The sequence below is a fragment of the Actinocrinis sp. genome (genome assembly GCF_035653575.1).
GTDB lineage: Bacteria > Actinomycetota > Actinomycetes > Streptomycetales > Catenulisporaceae > Actinocrinis.
Window position 1 is genome coordinate 51,790 of the sequence record NZ_DASRBQ010000186.1, and the last position, 17,262, is coordinate 69,051.

Annotated in this window: 13 protein-coding genes; 7 read left to right on the forward strand and 6 right to left on the reverse strand. The window is 70.1% G+C overall.

The window, feature by feature from the left end; genetic code table 11:
- Positions 1-53: 53 nt before the first annotated feature.
- Positions 54-737, reverse strand: a complete 684-nt coding sequence (locus VFA06_RS25470) for a response regulator transcription factor (RefSeq protein ID WP_324843312.1) — start codon at positions 735-737, stop codon at positions 54-56.
- A 5-nt stretch (positions 738-742) separates the two neighbouring features.
- Complete coding sequence (locus VFA06_RS25475) at positions 743-2,008, reverse strand: sensor histidine kinase (RefSeq protein ID WP_324843257.1); 1,266 nt, start codon at positions 2,006-2,008, stop codon at positions 743-745.
- 119 nt (positions 2,009-2,127) lie between these two features.
- Between VFA06_RS25475 and VFA06_RS25480 the strand changes: the two genes are divergently transcribed.
- Together VFA06_RS25480 and VFA06_RS25485 are read left to right on the forward strand one after the other, a co-directional pair.
- Positions 2,128-2,529, forward strand: coding sequence for an SRPBCC family protein (locus VFA06_RS25480; protein WP_324843258.1), 402 nt, complete (start codon positions 2,128-2,130; stop codon positions 2,527-2,529).
- A gap of 310 nt (positions 2,530-2,839) precedes the next feature.
- On the forward strand, positions 2,840-4,174 hold the full coding sequence (locus VFA06_RS25485) for an STAS domain-containing protein (RefSeq protein WP_324843259.1): 1,335 nt from the start codon (positions 2,840-2,842) through the stop codon (positions 4,172-4,174).
- Between the two features lie 93 nt (positions 4,175-4,267).
- On the opposite strand, the gene VFA06_RS25490 is transcribed toward VFA06_RS25485, so the two are convergent.
- Together VFA06_RS25490 and VFA06_RS25495 are read right to left on the reverse strand one after the other, a co-directional pair.
- On the reverse strand, positions 4,268-6,226 hold the full coding sequence (locus VFA06_RS25490) for a cellulase family glycosylhydrolase (RefSeq protein ID WP_324843260.1): 1,959 nt from the start codon (positions 6,224-6,226) through the stop codon (positions 4,268-4,270).
- 145 nt (positions 6,227-6,371) lie between these two features.
- Entirely contained in the window at positions 6,372-8,507 is a 2,136-nt protein-coding gene (locus tag VFA06_RS25495; RefSeq protein ID WP_324843261.1) for a transglycosylase domain-containing protein, read from the reverse strand.
- Between the two features lie 346 nt (positions 8,508-8,853).
- Between VFA06_RS25495 and VFA06_RS25500 the strand changes: the two genes are divergently transcribed.
- The 4 genes from VFA06_RS25500 (at position 8,854) to VFA06_RS25515 (ending at position 14,081) form a co-directional block, all read left to right on the forward strand.
- Complete coding sequence (locus VFA06_RS25500) at positions 8,854-9,843, forward strand: LacI family DNA-binding transcriptional regulator (protein WP_324843262.1); 990 nt, start codon at positions 8,854-8,856, stop codon at positions 9,841-9,843.
- Between the two features lie 331 nt (positions 9,844-10,174).
- Entirely contained in the window at positions 10,175-11,005 is an 831-nt protein-coding gene (locus tag VFA06_RS25505; protein ID WP_324843263.1) for a ZIP family metal transporter, read from the forward strand.
- Between the two features lie 142 nt (positions 11,006-11,147).
- Complete coding sequence (locus VFA06_RS25510) at positions 11,148-11,591, forward strand: DoxX family protein (protein ID WP_324843264.1); 444 nt, start codon at positions 11,148-11,150, stop codon at positions 11,589-11,591.
- A gap of 318 nt (positions 11,592-11,909) precedes the next feature.
- Complete coding sequence (locus VFA06_RS25515; RefSeq protein WP_324843265.1) at positions 11,910-14,081, forward strand: NEW3 domain-containing protein; 2,172 nt, start codon at positions 11,910-11,912, stop codon at positions 14,079-14,081.
- Between the two features lie 24 nt (positions 14,082-14,105).
- Here VFA06_RS25515 and VFA06_RS25520 read toward each other — a convergent pair whose 3' ends face one another.
- Both VFA06_RS25520 and VFA06_RS25525 read right to left on the reverse strand, forming a co-directional pair.
- Positions 14,106-15,041, reverse strand: coding sequence for a 2-oxoglutarate and iron-dependent oxygenase domain-containing protein (locus VFA06_RS25520; RefSeq protein WP_324843266.1), 936 nt, complete (start codon positions 15,039-15,041; stop codon positions 14,106-14,108).
- Positions 15,038-15,466 carry an STAS domain-containing protein gene (locus VFA06_RS25525; RefSeq protein ID WP_324843313.1) on the reverse strand — a complete coding sequence of 143 codons (429 nt, stop codon included), beginning with the start codon at positions 15,464-15,466 and terminating at the stop codon, positions 15,038-15,040. Before VFA06_RS25525 ends, VFA06_RS25520 begins: the two co-directional genes overlap by 4 nt.
- A gap of 353 nt (positions 15,467-15,819) precedes the next feature.
- On the opposite strand from VFA06_RS25525, the gene VFA06_RS25530 reads away from it, so the two are divergent.
- Positions 15,820-17,205 carry a helix-turn-helix transcriptional regulator gene (locus VFA06_RS25530; protein WP_324843267.1) on the forward strand — a complete coding sequence of 462 codons (1,386 nt, stop codon included), beginning with the start codon at positions 15,820-15,822 and terminating at the stop codon, positions 17,203-17,205.
- Positions 17,206-17,262: the final 57 nt, after the last annotated feature.

Sequence of the window (17,262 nt, forward strand, 5' to 3'; positions counted from 1 at the left end):
CTACTTCCGGGGGAACGGGCCTGCCGCCGAGGTGCCTCGCCACTGACGCTCCGTCAGGCCGGGCGATCGACGGAGGCGCCGGGCGTGACCAGTCCGCTCTCGTAGGCGAGCACGACCGCCTGAACGCGGTCACGAAGGCCCAGCTTCGACAGCAGCGCACCAACGTGGCTCTTCACAGTCTGCTCGGCCAGGCACAGGCGAGCCGCGATCTCCGCGTTAGACAAACCGCGTGCGACGAGCAGCAGCACTTCGCGTTCGCGGCTGGTCAATCGGTCGAGCCGCGCGGGAGCTGTCAGCCTCGGCTGACGCGCGAACTGCGCGATGAGGCGGCGCGTTACCGCCGGGGCGAGCAGGCCGTCGCCCGCGGCGACGACGCGGATCGCCTCGAGGATCTGCTCCGGCGTGGCGTCTTTGAGCAGGAAGCCGCTGGCCCCGGCGCGCAGGGCGTCGAACACGTAATCGTCGAGGTCGAAGGTAGTCAGCGCTATGACAGAGGGCGGTTCGGGAAGCCTCCCCAGCTGCGCGGTCGCCTCGATGCCGCCGAGCACGGGCATGCGGATGTCCATGAGGACGACGTGCGGGCCTTGATTTCGCGCGGCCAGGTCTTCGGCGAGGCGCACCGCCTCGCATCCGTCTCCGGCCGCGCCGACCACCACCATGTCGGGTTGCGAGCCGACCAGGCTGGAGAAGCCGAGCCGGACGACCGCCTGGTCGTCGACGATGAGGACACGCGTCAGGTCGGTCACGCGGTGCGCTCCTCGCCGCTGTTCGCGGCCGGGGTGGGACACGGCAGCTTCGCGATGACTTCGAATCCGCCACCAGGACGCGGTCCCGCGCGCAGGCTGCCGCCGAGCATCGTCACGCGTTCCCGCATCCCGACCAGACCGAATCCCGTTCCATCCCCAGGCGCGCACGGTCGTCCGCATCCGTTATCGCGCACGCGGATCGTCAGCTCGTTGTCGCGGTACCCCGCATCGACTTCCACGGCGCTGCCGGGTGCGTGTCTGACCGTGTTCGTCAGCGCCTCCTGGACGATGCGGTAGCCGCACACTTCTACACCGTCGGACAACGGACGCTCCTGGCCGTCGATACGTAGCACCACTGGTGTGCCCGTGGATTGAACGCGTGCGACCAACCTGGGTAGGTCGGCGAGGCGCGGCTGCGGCGCACCTTCAAGGATCTCGTCACCGCTGCGCAGGACCCCGAGCACGGCTCGCAGATCGACCAGGGCGGCGCGGGCCCCTTCTGCGATCTCGTTCAGTGCGGTACGAATCGGCGGCGGTATGTCGTCGACCTCATAAGGCAACGTCGCCGCGCGTACCGCGATCGTGGATACGTGATGAGCCACCACGTCGTGCAGCTCGCGTGCGATACGCGCACGTTCACGCGCTACCGCATCCTGCTCGGCGAGGGCCTGCAATCGCCGCGCCGTATGCGCGCGCTCGACCTTCACCTCTTTGCGAGCGCGAAGGTTCTCACCGATCCACCAGGCGGCTAGCGCGACGACGCCCTCCGCTATCGTCGCGTCCCAGGGCGTCGCGTTGATCCGGGCCGGGACGAAGACGGCCGCGATCACCGCCGACTCCGCAGCGATCAGCAGGGCCGCCGCCTGCGACTTGCGCAGCAGCAGTGGGCTGAGCGCGAGGGAGACCAGCCAGGCGAAGATCGCCGTGGCCGGCCAGGCCAGTCGGGCACTGACGATGAATACGCTGTTCGCGGCGATCGTCGCGACGAGCGAGAACAGCGGCGCAACGCGAACGGCGGTCAGCGGAAGCGTCGCCGCCAACGCCAGCAACAACGCCACGTTCTCGCTGAGGCCGGCGGTGTGCCTGAGGCTGGAACGCGCCGCGAACACGGCGAGCAGCAACGCTCCGACGATTTGGACGTCCGGGCGCCGCGCCAGACGCGAGACAGCCCTCCGCTTGCGCGCGACGGCCAGGGTGACCAGGGCCGGGAACCGCGACCCGCGCGCGGCCGGCGCCCCGGCCTGCTCTTCAGCGGTCACCACAGCGCCAGCATCGCACGCGCCGAACCAGCCGACCACCTCCGGCGGGGGCAGGCCGACCCCTACTCAGGTATGAGAGTGCAGGCCGCGGAGTTGTCGGCAGGGCCTGTCAGGCTTGATCCATGCGGTTCGAATCGAAGCACCTGAGTGAGCGGATCGACCGGCCTGCCGGCGAGGTCTACGAGTTCGCCGTGGAGCCGGCGAACCTGCCGCGTTGGGCGCCGGGCCTGGGCTCCGCGGTGGAGCAGGCCGACGGGCGCTGGTTCGTGCAGACACCGGCGGGCCGGCTGGGCCTCGCCTTTGCGCCACGCAACGATTTCGGCGTGCTCGACCACGACGTCACGATGCCGTCCGGCGAGGTCGTCTACAACCCGATGCGCGTCATCGCGGACGGCGACGGCTGCGAGATCGTGTTCACGCTGCGGCGCAGGGAGGGCGTGACAGACGAGGAATTCGCCGCGGACGCACAAGCCGTCGCCGCGGATCTCGCCAGGCTCAAGCGTCTGATGGAGGTGGGTGACTGACGGACTCGGTTCGTCGTCGAGCCTTGACCCGACAGGTGCGTTTTCGCGCGGGGGCGGTAAACGTCTCGATGTCATTCGCCAGATTGTTCGGTCTTCAGCACGTGTAGCTCGTTCGAGTCGGGGTATACGCCGCGCCGCTTCCGTGACCGGAGCGTTCATGTTCGGCGGCACGCGAGCAGGTACCTGGCCAGGCGTTGAAACCACAGCGCGACGGTGCTTCAGCACCGGACGGCCGCGCCATGCCGCACACCCAAAGGACAGCGGTGATGACGCGGAGGATTCGGCTCGAACACGTCCACGAGGAGGGCGCATGGACGCACCGACGCAGACCGCGGAGACCGCGATCGCCGAGAAGGCGGAGACGACAGAACCCCCCGGGGCGACGAAAGTAACCAGGACGACGAAGGCGGCCGGGACGACGGGAGCAACCAGGACGGCGGCACAAAAGCCGGTCCGCAAGCCGCGCAAGAAGGCGTCGCCGCCGGTATCGACCGAAGGAGCTTCCAAGGCGTCGGAGGCATCCCAAGCGCCCGAGGCGCCCGAAGCGTCGGAGGCAACCCGAGCGCCCGAGGCGCCCGAGACGCCCGAAGCGTCGGAGGCGTCGGAGACGAAGCCGGTTGCGGACGTCACCTCTGGAGAGGAGTCCGCGGCAGCTGAAGAGCCGTCAGCGCAGGTATCTGAGGCATCCTCGGTATCCGACGTATCTGACGCGGAGCCAGTCGCGACCGCCACGCCTGAAGAGGAGCCTGCGGCAGCCGAAACGGCGTCGGATGCACAGGAGCAGGCCGAGGCGGCCGCACCGGAGGAAGAATCGCACGAACGCACGATCGAGTCTGTCCGCGCTGACGAGACACCGATCTTCGCCGCCATGTTCTCCGGCTGGGACGGCCCGGCGGTCGGCATGATCGGCCGCAACCTGCACCGCGCCGACGACGACACGATGGTCTTCGACCTGCTGATGTGGCGCCCCAGCCCCGACGAGGCGGCCCCGGCGCTGCGCTTCCAGGTCGGCGGCGACCGGCACGCTCCGGTGGTCACCGTCAACGGCGAGCTCAACTCCGGATCGGTGGCGCTGCTGACCACGCCGCTGCGGCACATCCTGCGCCGCAGGCCGCGGCAACTCGTCGTCGATCTCGCCGGGATCACCGCCGCGAGCCCCGCCGCGCTGCGCGCGCTGCTCGACGTGCGCGGGGCGGCCCGTGCCGCGCACGTCGACTTCTGGCTGCGCTCCCCTTCCGAGCCGGTGCGGGAACTGCTGCAGCCCGCGAAGTCACAGGTCGCGGTGCGACCGAAGTCGCCGGCCGCGCGCCGGTCGCCGGGGACGATCAGAAAGCGTGACGAAGCTGACGAGCAGGTCGGTGTTAACGGCGCCGGCGGCGTCAAAGGCGTCGACGGGGAAGAACCGGACGCCGGGCCGTCGTCGTCGCAGAGCACGACTCACCTCAAAGCTCATCCGGTCGCGGCGAGGTTCTCCGTGATACATCGCCGCCCGTCCACGGAGTCGACCGTGCTGGAAGGTGTCGTCGTCCAGGGCCAGGGCCCGGTCACGCGATCGAGGCCATGGTGGTCGTCGCACTCGTTGCGCGAGTCATTGCGCCGCGTCGGCTCGCATCAGCACGCGCACGGTCACGGCTCGCCGACGTAAGAACCGCCGGCGAGCCGTTGGCCGTGCGCCCGGCACGCGGCCCGGACCGAGCCCGTTCCGCCGGACCGGGAGGCGACGCGGTCGCGGGGCGTATCAGGACCCGGACGGGAATCCGGCGCCGGCGGCCCACGCGGCGAGTTCGGCCTGCGCCGCCGCGCGCTGGGCCGCGGTCGCGCTGGACGAGCCGTTGGTGATCAGCGCGAAGTGCAGGGTTCCGGCGGCGGAGCTGTCCGAGAGCAGCAGCCTGTTGACACCGCTGGCGCCCGGCAGCGCCGCGTACGCGATCGGCGTGCTCGTCGTCTGGCCGGTCGCCGTGTACGCGGGCAGACCCGTCACCGTGCCCAGATCGGACACGACCGTCGTGCTCGCGGGCGTGAACGCGGCGGGCAGGTGCAGCTCGGTCGGCGCTGCCGAACCCGTCGAGCGCCAGACCAGCACGCCGTACTGTCCGGAGCCGACCAGCGCGGCCGTGTTCGGCAGGCTGGAGGGGACCGGGTTCCAGGTCAGCGTGGTGGATCCGTCGCGCGCGCGGTCCTCGTAGGTGAAGGCCAGCGTGCGGCCGGACACCGCGAGCGGGTAGAGCCGGTCGAGTACGCGCACGTCTTGGCGCAGCTGGACCGCGCCGGAGGAGTCGGTGTCGATGACCGAGAAGTCCTCGCCGTTCCAGGCGTCGCCGCTGGTCTCCACCTTGCTCGGGTTGCCGTTCATCAGCTCGTCGTGCCGGCCGCTGTAGAGGTCCCACTGCCACTCGGTGCCGCTGAGCACGCCGCCGGACTGCGCCGCCTGGCTCCACCAGTTCGCGCCGGCCACGCCTGAGTCCAGGGCCTGGTACATCGCCTTGAGCACGGTCGGGGTCTTGTCCGAGGTGTAGCCGCTCTCCGGGCTGCCGTACTCGCTGACGAGCGCCGAGGTGCCGAGGCTGGAGCCGCGTTGGCGGACGGTGTCGAAGTTCGAGGTGTACTGGCCGTCCGCGGCCTTGCCGATCATGAAGATGCCCGAGAGCGCCGCCTCGTCGTAGAAGTGCGTGTTGAAGACGTACCTCGTGCCGATCTCGCCGACGTTGGCCAGCCCGCCGGCCTGCTGCTCGAAGGAGAGGTTCGCGTTCCAGAACAGGTTGGGCTCCACGAACGCGGGCTTGGCCGACCAGCCGGCGCCGTCCATCGCGGTGCGGAACTTCTGGAAGAACGGCCACAGCACGTCGCGCTCCCAGGTCTGGCTGGTCTGCCCGGAGTCGTACTTGCCCGCATAGGGCTCGTTGTACGGGTCCACGCCGAGCACGCGGGTGAACTCGTCAGTGCTCAGATGCGCGCGCAGGTAGGTCAGCGCGGCCTGAGCCTGCCCGAGATAAGCGTCCTGCTCCGCGATCTGTCCGGCGGAGGTCGTCAGCACCCTGTTGTGCCAGAAGTCGTAGGTCGCGTCCTGCACGGCGGCGTTCTGCGTGATGTTCTGGCCCCAGTTGAAGCAGATGCCGCAGTTCTCCTGCGGATAGCTGCCGGCGTTGATCACCCACTGCGGCGCGCCGTCGCCGGTGTACCAGCTCCCGCTGTTGAACAGGTAGCGCGAGAACAGGTCCTCGTGGAAGTCGACGAGCACGTCGATGCCGTCGTCGAGGAAGGGCTGCATCTGCGCGGTGACGTTGGCGAGGTACGTGTAGTCGATCTGGTTCGGCTGCGGCTCGATATACGCCCAGGTGAGCAGGAACCTGATCGAGTTCGCGCCGGTCAGCTGGCGCATCGCGGCGGCCGAGGTGCGCGCGTCGGCCACGCTGGCGAACGGCAGCCCGTTGTTCTCGGCCAGCTTCGCCTCGCCGGAGACGTTGAAGCCGCGCAGCACGACCTCGCGGCCGTAGCCGTCGACGAAGCCGTTCGGCGTGACGGTGAGCGTGGCGCTGGTCGCGTTGTCGAACCACTGATTGCCGGTCGTCGCCGCGATCGCCACCGCGCCGCCGGTTCCTGTCGCCGCACCGGCCGCCGCGGCCAGGCCGATCGCCAGGGCCGTCGCCGTCATCCTGCCGCGCAGTCGGCTCAGCCGCCCGCTTCGCACCGCCGCCATCGATCTTCCATCCTTCGCGCCGTAGGTATCCCGGCAGTGTCGGATAGCCCGGCGGCCGGCGGAAGTACGCGGGTTGCCAATCTTGCGCGTTCCGGTTGTCGCCGGGCGACAGGCCGGGCGGGCAACCGGATACACGCCCCGGGGGTTACTGCGGTTCGGGCGGGAAGCCGTGCGGCGCGGTGAAGTCCTGGACCGGCACGCCCGACAGCGCGCGGGTCATCGCCTCGTGCCAGATCGGCGCGGAGATCGTCGCGCCGAAGATCTGCCCGTAGTAGTACTGCCCGCCGACGCGCATGTTGCCCATGTAGTCGCCCTTGAGCGTGTCCGGGCGGATGAAGCCGGTCCACACGGCGGTGGCCAGCTGCGGTGTGTAGCCGTCGAACCAGGTGGCGATGGAGCTGGTGGTGGTTCCGGTCTTGCCCGCGGCCGGGCGGTCGAGGCCGAGTCCGGAGGCGGTCGCGCCCGGCTGGGTGAGCACGCCGCGCAGCAGCGCGGTCAGCTCGTTGGCGATGTTGGGGTCGAGCACCGCGCGGCAGTTCGGGTGCTGCGCCGGAAGCTGGCGGCCGGCGCCGTCGGTGGCGGCCGTGATGACGTACGGCTTGCAGTAGGTGCCCTGGGCGGCGATGGTCGCGTAGGCGCCGGCCATCTCGATCGGCGTGATCAGGTTCGTGCCGAGGGTGAAGGACGGGAACTGGTCGAGCGGCCTGCCGTCGCCGCTGTCGTTGTCGAAGGTCACCCCCATCGACTGGGCGATCTGCGCGGGGTGGCACAGCCCGGTCTGCTCCTCGAGGGTGAGGAAGTAGGTGTTGACGGAGAACCAGAACGCCTGGTCGAGGGGGCCGGTGAACGGGTTCCCGTCGTCGTTGCTCGGGTGGTAGTCCGGCGTCCAGAGCACCGAGTGCGTGCCGTTGCCCGGGCAGGCGGCGATCCGGGTGCCGGCGTCGTCCATCGGGCTGGGCACACTCATCACCTGGCTGGGATCGTGCCCGTCCTCGAGCGCGGCGAGCCCGACGAAGATCTTGAACGAGGAGCCGGCCTGATAGCCGCCGCTGCCCTCGTGCGCGGGATCGCCGGCCAGGTTCAAGTAGGTGTCGCCCAGGTTGTTGCCCATCGGCTTGGACTGCGCCATCGCCTTGATCTGGCCGGTCCCCGGCTGGATCATGGCCAGCGCCGAGGCGACCTTGTCGGTGGCGTAGGTGTGGCTGGAGATGGCCGCGTCCGCCGCCGTCTCGTCCTTCGCGCTCATCGTGGTGTGGATGGTCAGGCCGCCCATGTTCCACATCTGGATCCGGGCCGCCTTGGTCGGCCCGTAGTCCGGGTCGTTGATGAACGTCTGGTACACGTAGTTGCAGAAGAACGCGGCCGAGCCCTGCGCGACGATGCAGCCGTGCTTCGGCGGGGTCGGCTTCAGGCCGAGCGCAGTCTTCTGATACGCGGCCACCTGCGCGTCCGTCAGGTATTTGAGCACCGGGCTGGCCATGTCCTGCAGGACTATGTTGCGGCGGGCCAGCGCCGCGGCCGGGTGCTGCAGCGGGTCGTAGTCGCTCGGGCTGTTGACCAGCGCGGCCAGCAGCGCGGCCTGCGGGACGGTGAGCTTGGCCGAGGTGGTGGAGAAGTAGCGCTCCGCCGCCGCCTCGACGCCGTAGGCGCCGTTGCCGAAGTACACTAGGTTGAGGTACCGCTCCAGGATCTGCTCCTTGGTGAGCGACTTCTCGACCGCGACCGCGTACTTGAGCTCGGTGACCTTGCGGGTGAAGGTGTCGGCGATGGCGGCCTGCTGCTTGGCCTTGTCGGTGCCCGCCTCGAGCAGCAGCACGTTCTTCACGTACTGCTGCGCGATGGTCGAGCCGCCCTGCAGATTGCCGCCGTTTGAGTTGTGCACCAGGGCGCGGATCGTGCCCTTGATGTCGATGCCGCCGTGCTGGTAGAAACGCACGTCCTCGATGGCGACCAGGGCCTGCGGCATGCTCGGGCTTATCTGCGACATCGGCACCACGACCCGGTTGCCGCCCAGGTCGTCGCTCCAGGTGTACGCGATGAGGCTGCCGTCGTCGGCGAGTATCTTCGAACGCTGCGGCAGCACCGGGGTCTCGAAATCGCTGGGCAGGTCCTCGAAATGGTCCGAGGCGGCCTTCGCGGCCAGCCCCGCGCTGCCCACCAGGGGCAGGCTCAGCCCGGCGACCATGATGCCGCCGAGCGCGCTGATGATGATGAATATCAGCAGGTTGCCGAGCAGTCGGCCCGCTCCCCGCAACCCCGTCCCACCGGCCGCCTTGCTCATGGGGATCAGCGTACTCGGGTCACCACGTGCAGCAACCGGACTCGCTTGCGTAACGCAGCAGTCTTGGCGCGAAAACCGAGCGGCCGTCAGCTTCGCGCCGGTTCACCGGGGAGCGGAACGCATCATCCGTGACATTCCGGAAGTCACCCGGCTGATTTTCCGCCCCTTTCAGAACACACGTTTCACACCCGGCCCGGCTCCCCCGATGCTAGCCTGGCCATAAAGCACCAGGTGCGAGCCGCAACAGCGCAGGCCGCTGCCGGAAATCCGGGCTCGCCGCCGCGCCGCGGCCGCGGAACGAAGGGGAGGAGCCGTGGTGGCTGCCCAGGATGGGCCCAGAATCACCATGACCAGCATCGCCCGAGAGGCGGGGGTCTCGGTGCCGACGGTCTCCCGCGTGCTCAACGGCCGCTCCGACGTGGCGCCGGAAACCCGCGAGCGGGTCGAGGAACTGCTGCGCCGGCACGGCTACCGGCGCCGGGTCAACCGCTCGCAGGAACCGGCCGGGCTGATCGACCTGGTGTTCAACGACCTCGACAGCCCATGGGCGGTGGAGATCATCCGCGGCGTCGAGGACGTCGGGCACGCCGCCTGTGTGGGCACGGTGGTCTCGGCGATCCACCGCCGCCCGGCCGCGACCCGGCAGTGGCTGCGCAACGTGCAGGCGCGCAACACCGACGGCGTGATCCTGGTGACCTCCGACGTGCAGTCCCCGCTGCACGCCGAGCTGCGGCGCCTCAACGCGCCCACGGTCGTGATCGACCCGGCGGGCGTGCCCGGGCACGAGGTGCCGACGATCGGGGCCGCGAACTGGTCCGGCTCGCTGGCGGCGACCGAGCACCTGATCTCGCTGGGCCACCGGCGCATCGGCTTCATCGCCGGGCCGCGCACCCTGGTGTGCAGCCGCACCCGCCTCGACGGATACCGCGCCGCGCTCGAGGCCGCTGAGATAGCGGTGGATCCGCAGCTGATCGTGCAGGGCGACTTCTACCACGAGTCCGGCTTCAAGGGCGCCGCGGAACTGCTCGCGCTCGCGCAGCCGCCGACCGCGATCTTCGCCTCCAGCGACCAGATGGCGCTGGGCGGCTACGAGGCGGTGCGCCAGCGCGGGCTGCGGGTCCCGGACGACCTGAGCATCATCGGGTTCGACGATCTGCCCGAGGTGCGCTGGTCCTCGCCGCCGCTGACCACGGTGCGGCAGCCGCTGAGCGAGATGGGCGCGCTGGCCGCGCGCACGCTGCTGCGGCTGGCCGGCGGCGAGCAGATCGAGGGCCTGCGCTTCGAACTGCCGACGCAGCTCGTGGTGCGCGACAGCACCGGACCGGCGCGCGCGTGACGGTTTCGCGTCCGGCCGCGGCCCGCGGATCCAGGTAGAGATCAGGCAACCGGGGTAAGGACCAGTCAACCCCGGCGGTGCCGCGGCCGTGTCCACCAGGGCCGGCTCTCAGCGACCTACCCCCACCTCGCTGAGCTCCGGCCCGTTCGGCCCTAGCCACCCGCGGACGGGTGCGGCGATCATTAGTCCGCCCGGCCGATTGCGCGAGCGGATTTGTTAGGCAATCCTAACTTAGGCTAGCCTTGCCGACTGGTCGCCCCGGAATGCCCGGGCGGCGAAGCCTGCGCGCCCGCGTCCCGCGCGCCCCCGATCCGCCGTGGAGGATTTCCGGATGTCGTCGTCGCAGATAACGCTGCTGGGGGCGGTGGCCGGTTTCACCATCTACCTCGGCCTGCCGATCGGGCGGCTGCGTTCCCCCGCGCCGACGCTGCGCGCGCTGCTGAACTCGGTCGCCACCGGCATCCTGATCTTCCTGCTCTGGGACGTGCTCTCGCACGCCTGGGAACCGATCGACTCCGCGCTCTCCGACCACCGCTACGGCTCCGCGGTCGGCAATGGCGCGGTGTTCTTCGCCTGCTTCGGCGCCGGCCTGGTGGCGCTGGTGTACTTCGACCGCTACGTCGCCCGCCGGGTCGCAAGGGCGCGCGGTTTCGGTCCCGGCGCGGCCGCGGTCGACGAGCTCAATCCGCGCTCTGCCGCGTTCACCCGGTTCTTCGACCTGGCGATGATGATCGCGGTGGGCATCGGCCTGCACAACTTCGCCGAGGGCCTGGCCATCGGCAACTCGGCCGCGACCGGGCAGTTGCAGCTCGCGGTGCTGCTGATCATCGGCTTCGGGCTGCACAACGCCACCGAGGGCTTCGGCATCGTGGCCCCGATGGCCGCCGAGGGGCGGATGCCGACGTGGGCGCGGCTCGGGCTGCTCGGCCTCGTCGGCGGCGGGCCGACCTTCCTCGGCACCATCGTCGGCCAGCACGTGGTCAACGACACGCTCTCGATCGGCTTCCTGACCCTGGCGGCCGGCTCGATCCTGTACGTCGTGATCGAGCTGCTCGCGGTGGCGCGCAAGATGGGCCGCAAGGAGCTGACCACCTGGGGTCTGCTGCTCGGGGTGTTCCTCGGCTTCGTCACCGACGCCGTGGTGACCGCCGCAGGGGCCTGATACCGGCGCGAAATTCCGCAGCGCACAGGTTTAAACCGCGCGGCGCGGCAAGTTTCACAGAGTACTGAACTACCCGTCTCGGGGATCCGTTTCGCGCATAATCCGGCGCTCGCCGGCGTACCCACCCTGAGACGGTGATCAGATGCGCAACGCCCTGACGCTCAACCAGCACCTGACCTCCCTGTACCGCATCGTGCTCGGCCTGCTGATCTCCTGCCACGGCGCGTCGACGCTGTTCGGCCTGTTCGGGGGCTCGCTCGGCACCGGGAAGACCGTTTCGCCGACGCAGTGGCCCGGCGGCACCGCGGCCCTGATCCAGCTGGTGTGCGGGCTGCTGATCCTGATGGGCCTGGCCACCCGGCCGGCCGCCGTGCTGCTGTCCGGTTCGATGGCCTACGCGTACTTCTCCGTGCACCAGAAGCACGCCCTGCTGCCGATCCAGAACGGCGGCGAGCCCGCCGCGCTGTTCTGCTGGGGCTTCCTGATGATCGCCGTCCTCGGTCCGGGACCGCTGTCCCTCGACGCCGTGGTGGCGAGGCTGCGCGCCAGATCCGGCGCGGCGCGGCCGGCCGTCAGCGAGGCGTAGTCGACACAGAACCCTGACCTGATTTCCCCCGCTCCGTCCGGCGCGCGGTCCGCCGGACGGAGCGGTCGCGCTCCAGGCCTTGACAGCGTCCCGGGCCGGTCGTTTACTCCGGGGCGAATAAGTTTCGTTTCCTAACGAATTGTGTTCGCGAGTGTTGAATTGCCAGCGGAAGCTGAGAGTTCTGGAGCGTACATGCACCGGCTGACGGGAAAAGCAGGACCTAAGCGGCGCGCGTCGCTCGTCGCGTTCGCGCTAGTAGCGGCAAGTGCGGGTTATGCGACGCTGATATCGTCGCCCGCGTTCGCCGAGGACAACGGCGTGGGTACCACACCCGCGCTGGGCTGGAGCAGCTGGAGCTTCATCCGGCACGATCCGACCGCCGCGAAGATCGACGCCCAGGCGGACGCGATGAAGAGCAGCGGCCTGGCCTCGGTGGGCTACCAGTACGTCAACGTCGACGACTTCTGGTACCAGTGCCCCGGCAGCCAAGGGCCGAACGTGGACGCATACGGCCGCTGGGTCACCGACGCCACGAAGTTCCCGCCGAACGGAACCGAGGACGGCATCCAGGCGGTCGCGGATCATGTGCACGCCGACGGTCTCAAGTTCGGCCTCTACGTCACGCCCGGCATCTCCAAGCAGGCGGTCGCGCAGAACACACAAATCCTCGGCACCTCTTTCCACGCCGACGACATCGCGACCACGACCGGCGAGAAGAACTACAACTGCAAGGGTATGGTAGGGATCGACTACACCAAGCCCGGCGCACAAGCGTTCATCAACTCGTGGGCCGACGAGTTCGCCTCCTGGGGCGTGGACTACGTCAAGATCGACGGTGTAGGGCTCAGCGACGTCGCGGATATCCAGGCTTGGTCGACCGCGCTGCAGCAAACCGGGCGGCCGATCCACCTGGAGCTGTCCAACAGCCTCGCGATCAGCGGGGCCGCGACCTGGAAGCAGTACTCGAACGGCTGGCGCACCGGCGGCGACATCGAGTGCTACGGCTGCGAGAGCGGCGGCAGCAGCTACCCGCTGACCAGCTGGAACAGCGTGCAGTCGCGGTTCAACCAGGTCGCGAACTGGCAGCCGTACGGCGGCCCCGGCGCGTTCAACGACTACGACTCGATCGAGGTCGGCAACGGCGCGAACGACGGGCTCACGCCTGACGAACGCCAGACGCAGCTGAGCCTGTGGGCCCTCGCCTCCTCTCCGCTGATCCTGGGCACCGATCTGACGAACCTGGATCCGGCCGACCTCAGGCTGCTGAAGAACCGAGCGGTGCTCGCGGTGGATCAGGACTCGATCGACGCCTCGCGGATCGCGCAGTCGGCCACCTCCCAGGTCTTCGCCAAGACTGAGCAGAACGGGGACGTGGTCGTCGGGCTCTTCAACACCGGGCCGAGCGCCGCGTTGCTCTCCACCACCTCCTCCGCGCTCGGTCTGCCCGCCGCCAAGGCCTATCTGCTCGACAACCTTTGGACGCATCGGACGACCGAGACGACCGGCACCATCGCCGCGGACGTCCCGTCGCACGGCGTCGCGCTCTTCCGCGTCACCGGCACCAGCTTCCCGTACCTCGCGCCGCCGGACGTGACCGTCGATCTCAGCTCGCTGACGAACGCGGCAGCCGGGCAGCCCGCTTCGGTCACCGAGACCTTGGCCGACAACGGGATCGAGCCGGTCGAGCTTGCCCAGCTGGGCCTCGCGGCGCCCGCCGGATGGACCGCGAGTGCCGCCTCGGCCAGCCGGTTCCCCGTCGTCCAGCCGGGCCAGAGCGTGCAGACCACGTATCAAGTCGTGCCGGCTGCGCCCTCGGCGCTGTTCGAGACGGACACGGTCACCGCGAACGCCGACTACCGCTGGCACCTGCTGTTCCCCGGCAGCGCCTCGCTGGCCGAATCGGTGACGCTCGGCGCGCCCGTCCAGGCGCCGTATCAGACCTTTGCCTCGACGACCGCGAACTTCGCGCAGCTGGGCAACCGGCTCGGCATCCAGGCCGGCGGCGGCGACGTGTACGGCAGCACGAACCAGTACGGTGCGATCTACCTCCACGGCGCCGAACAGGACGGAACCGTGGCGACGGTCGAGATCACCGCTCAGGCGAACACGAACGCGTGGGCCAAGGCGGGGATCATGGTGCGCAACGACGTCACGAACGCTAACGGCTCGCCCGGATTCCTCATCCTTGCGGAGGCTCCCGGACACGGCTACGTCATGCAGTGGGACGCCAACGGCGACGGCCAGCTCGACTCCAACAGCGCGCCCAACAACCAGGGGCTCGGCACGGCGGCGTATCCGAGCTGGCTGAAGCTGGTGCGCAGCGCCACCTCCTACACCGGCTACTACTCGACCGACGACGTGAACTGGACGCTGATCGACACGGTCACGGTGCCGACCGCGGCCGCGACGCAAGATGTCGGGGTCTTCGCCACCGCGCACAACTCGGGGGCGATCGGCGAGGTCGACTTCCAGGACTTCACGGTCAGCTAGGCCGACGCCTGCGGGCGTACGGTCTCAGACCAGGCTCGCGGCGCGGGCCGCCTGCTGCCGGAGCCCGGCGAGGACGGAGAGCCGGTCCTCGGCCAGGATCCGCAGCGTGGTGGCCCGCGCCGGGAAGCGGCGCAGGTAAGTCGTGGTGAAGTGCGTTCCGTAGTGGACGAAGTCGTCGCGGGAGGCCTCGTTCAGCGGCCTGACACAGGCCTGGAAGTTGGGCGCGTGGAAGTACGTCATGGCGAACCGCTCGGCGGCCTGCGGCCAGGATTCGCGCGGCGCCGGCGGCAGCAGACCGCAGGTCATGTACTGCATCAGCACACCGGGAAGAACCGTCAGCGGCTCGGCCTCATCGGGCCGCACGACGATGGCCAGCAGGCCGTCGTCGACGCGCGCAGCGGCGGCCGCGATCGCCTCTGTCCGGTCGGCCTGCGCGGGTCCCGGCTCGAATCGAAGGGCACGCAGGGAATGCCAGCCGCCCCAGGTCAGCCTCGCGAACACGTCCGGATCCTCGGCCGCGAGGCCGAGCGCCACGAGCCGCAGCACGCGGTCGGCGACCTCACCGAGCCGGTCGGCCAGGGCGAGCATCGCGCGGCGGTACTGCGCGTCCGGCCAGGGCACTGGACCGTGGCAGGGCCAGTACTCGCGCACCCGCGGGTCGTCGGGCGCGATGTCCTGGCACACCGTGAAGGTCTCGCAGCGGTCCGGCTCCGTCGCCTCCGCCTCCTCGCCCGGCGCAGCGTATCCGGCGTACGTCAGATTGCTGACATAGCGGGCCTTGGCTGCGGCCGGCCGGGCGAAGAAGCGCTCGCTGGCGGCGAAGGCCCGCCGCGCCTCCGGCGCCAGCTCCCCGGCGGCGACCTGAAACGCGCCCTCGGTGCGCCAGGACCGCACCAGCGCCTCGCCGAGTCGCGCCTCGCCCAACGCGGGCTGCGACGCGAACGGATACGGCACCTTCACGCGTTCCTCCTCAGGCCGGGACCCCTATGCGGAGGAGCCCCGGCAGCCATGGCGGATCCCAGATCGGCGAAGACCGGCAGCCTTCGCTCACCACTCAGGACCCTGATGCGATCGCGCGCCGGACCGGGCGGGCACACCAGCCGCAGACCGCCGCCGAGCGCACGGGCCCGGGCATGGGCCCGCTCCAACACGTGCAGTCCCGCGGCGTCGAGGAAAGCCACCTCGGACAGGTCCACGACCAGGTCGGCGCAGTGCGGGCCGATCGCCCCGGACAGCTTCCACTCGACGCTGCCGGCCGCCGCGCAGTCGATCTCCCCGGACAGCTCCATCACCGTCCAGCCGCCGATCACGAGGCAGTGCGCGGCGTGCAGCGCGGGCGGCGGCGCTGGGCGCAGGCCGGGGCCGATGATCAACCGGGTCTCCATAGTCACAGGTCAGCGGGCGATTGAGCGCAGGGAACCGAGGTACGGCCGCGGCCTGCGCTGTCTCCGAAGCCTGATGGTGTATGAGATACGATGGGCGGTCGGATGCGGCTCACGCATGCCCTTATGCGAAATCGGCATACGCGATCACCCGGCGAGCCGGCGGCGGTGGGTTAGCGTGAGATCCGAGCCGGCCGCAGCGGTACGGCTCGGCAGACTCGGGCGGCGCGGAATCCAGCCCTGCGGGGAGACCGATGCACAGGTCGACAAGTGACGGCCACCAGCCGCGGCCACGGCAAGTGATCGCCGCGGCGCCCTCACACGCGGTGACGGCGCACGGTGTAACAGCTCACGGCGTGACGGCGCAGAACCGGCTGAGCGACCCGCGGGCCGGGTACCGCCCCGCGGCCGCCGGGCTCAGCCCGCTGCCGGCGGAGTTCTGGCGCTCCTGGGAGGTCACCCGCGCGGTGGCGGGCAACACGCCGGGCACGGTGATCGCGCTCACCCGCCAGGCGCACGGCCTGAGCCAGGCGGAGCTCGGCGCGCTGGCCGGGTTCTCCCAGTCCGCGATCTCCCGGCTGGAGACCGGCGGCAACCTCGGCTACGACATCAGGGTGCTCAGATCGCTGGGCCGGCTGCTCGGTGTGCCGCCCCGGCTGCTCGGGCTGGCCGACGACAGCCCGCCGGCCGCGCTGGAATCGGTCCGGCTGCCGATCGTGGGACGGCTCGAGGAGCTGGCCGGCGAGAGCTCGGTGGCGCTGCCTGGCACCGCGGTGGATCGCAAGACCCTGCTCGACGCCTGTATCGCGGCGGTCGTGGGCGCGCCGACTCAGGAGGCCTGGCGGCTGGTGGACGACGGCCGCGTCGCCGATCCGCGCACGGTGCACCGGTTGCTCGTGGTGCGCCGCCTGGTGAACGACGCGGACTCGTGGATCGGCGCGGACGGTCTGGCACCGGCGGTCGCCGAACTGTACCGGCTGATCGATCTGATGCGCCGGGCGGCCAGCGGCGGGATGCGGCAGTGGCTGCTGGACGTGACCGCGCTGTACGCGGAGTTCTACGGCTGGCTGCGGCAGGAGGTCGGCGACCTGCGCGGCGCCGCGGAGTGGACCGAGCGTTCGCTGCAGCAGGCCCAGGCGGCCGACGACCGGGACCTGGTCGCGTACGCGTACGTGCGGATGGCGCAGCTGGCGGAATCAGACCGCGACGACGACCGGGTGATCGGCCTGTCGCGGGCCGCGCTGCGCGAGCCCGGAACCTGCGCGCAGGTGCGCGCCCTGGCGCTGCAGCAGGAGGCGCGCGGCCACGCCATCGCCGGTAACTCGGCGGCCTGCATGAGCAGGCTCGAGGAGGCGCGCGGACTCGACCTGCCGGACGCGCCGCCGTGGAGCGACCGCTATCGGGTCGGCTACTACTTCGACGCCAACCACCTGAAGATCCAGCATGCCTCCTGCCTGCTGGAACTGGGCCGGGTGCGTGACGCGATCACCTTCTACGAGGACCACACCGACAGCCGCGAGCACCTGTGCCGCTGGGAGCAGGCCGTGCACGTCGCCCGGCTGGCCCGCGCCTACGCGCTGGTCGGCGAGCTCGACCGGGCGGCCGCGGTCGGGACGCAGGCCCTGGAGATGGGCACCGGCACCGCCTCCACGCTGGTCGTGCAGGAGCTGCGCAAGCTCGACGTGTGGGACGCGGTGCCCGCGATCGCGAACCTCACCGCCGAGCTGGACAGGCTGTCCTGAGGCACATCCCGGCAAGTCATAGGATGTTTCATCGTTGTTTCAATGCTCAGCGCAAGA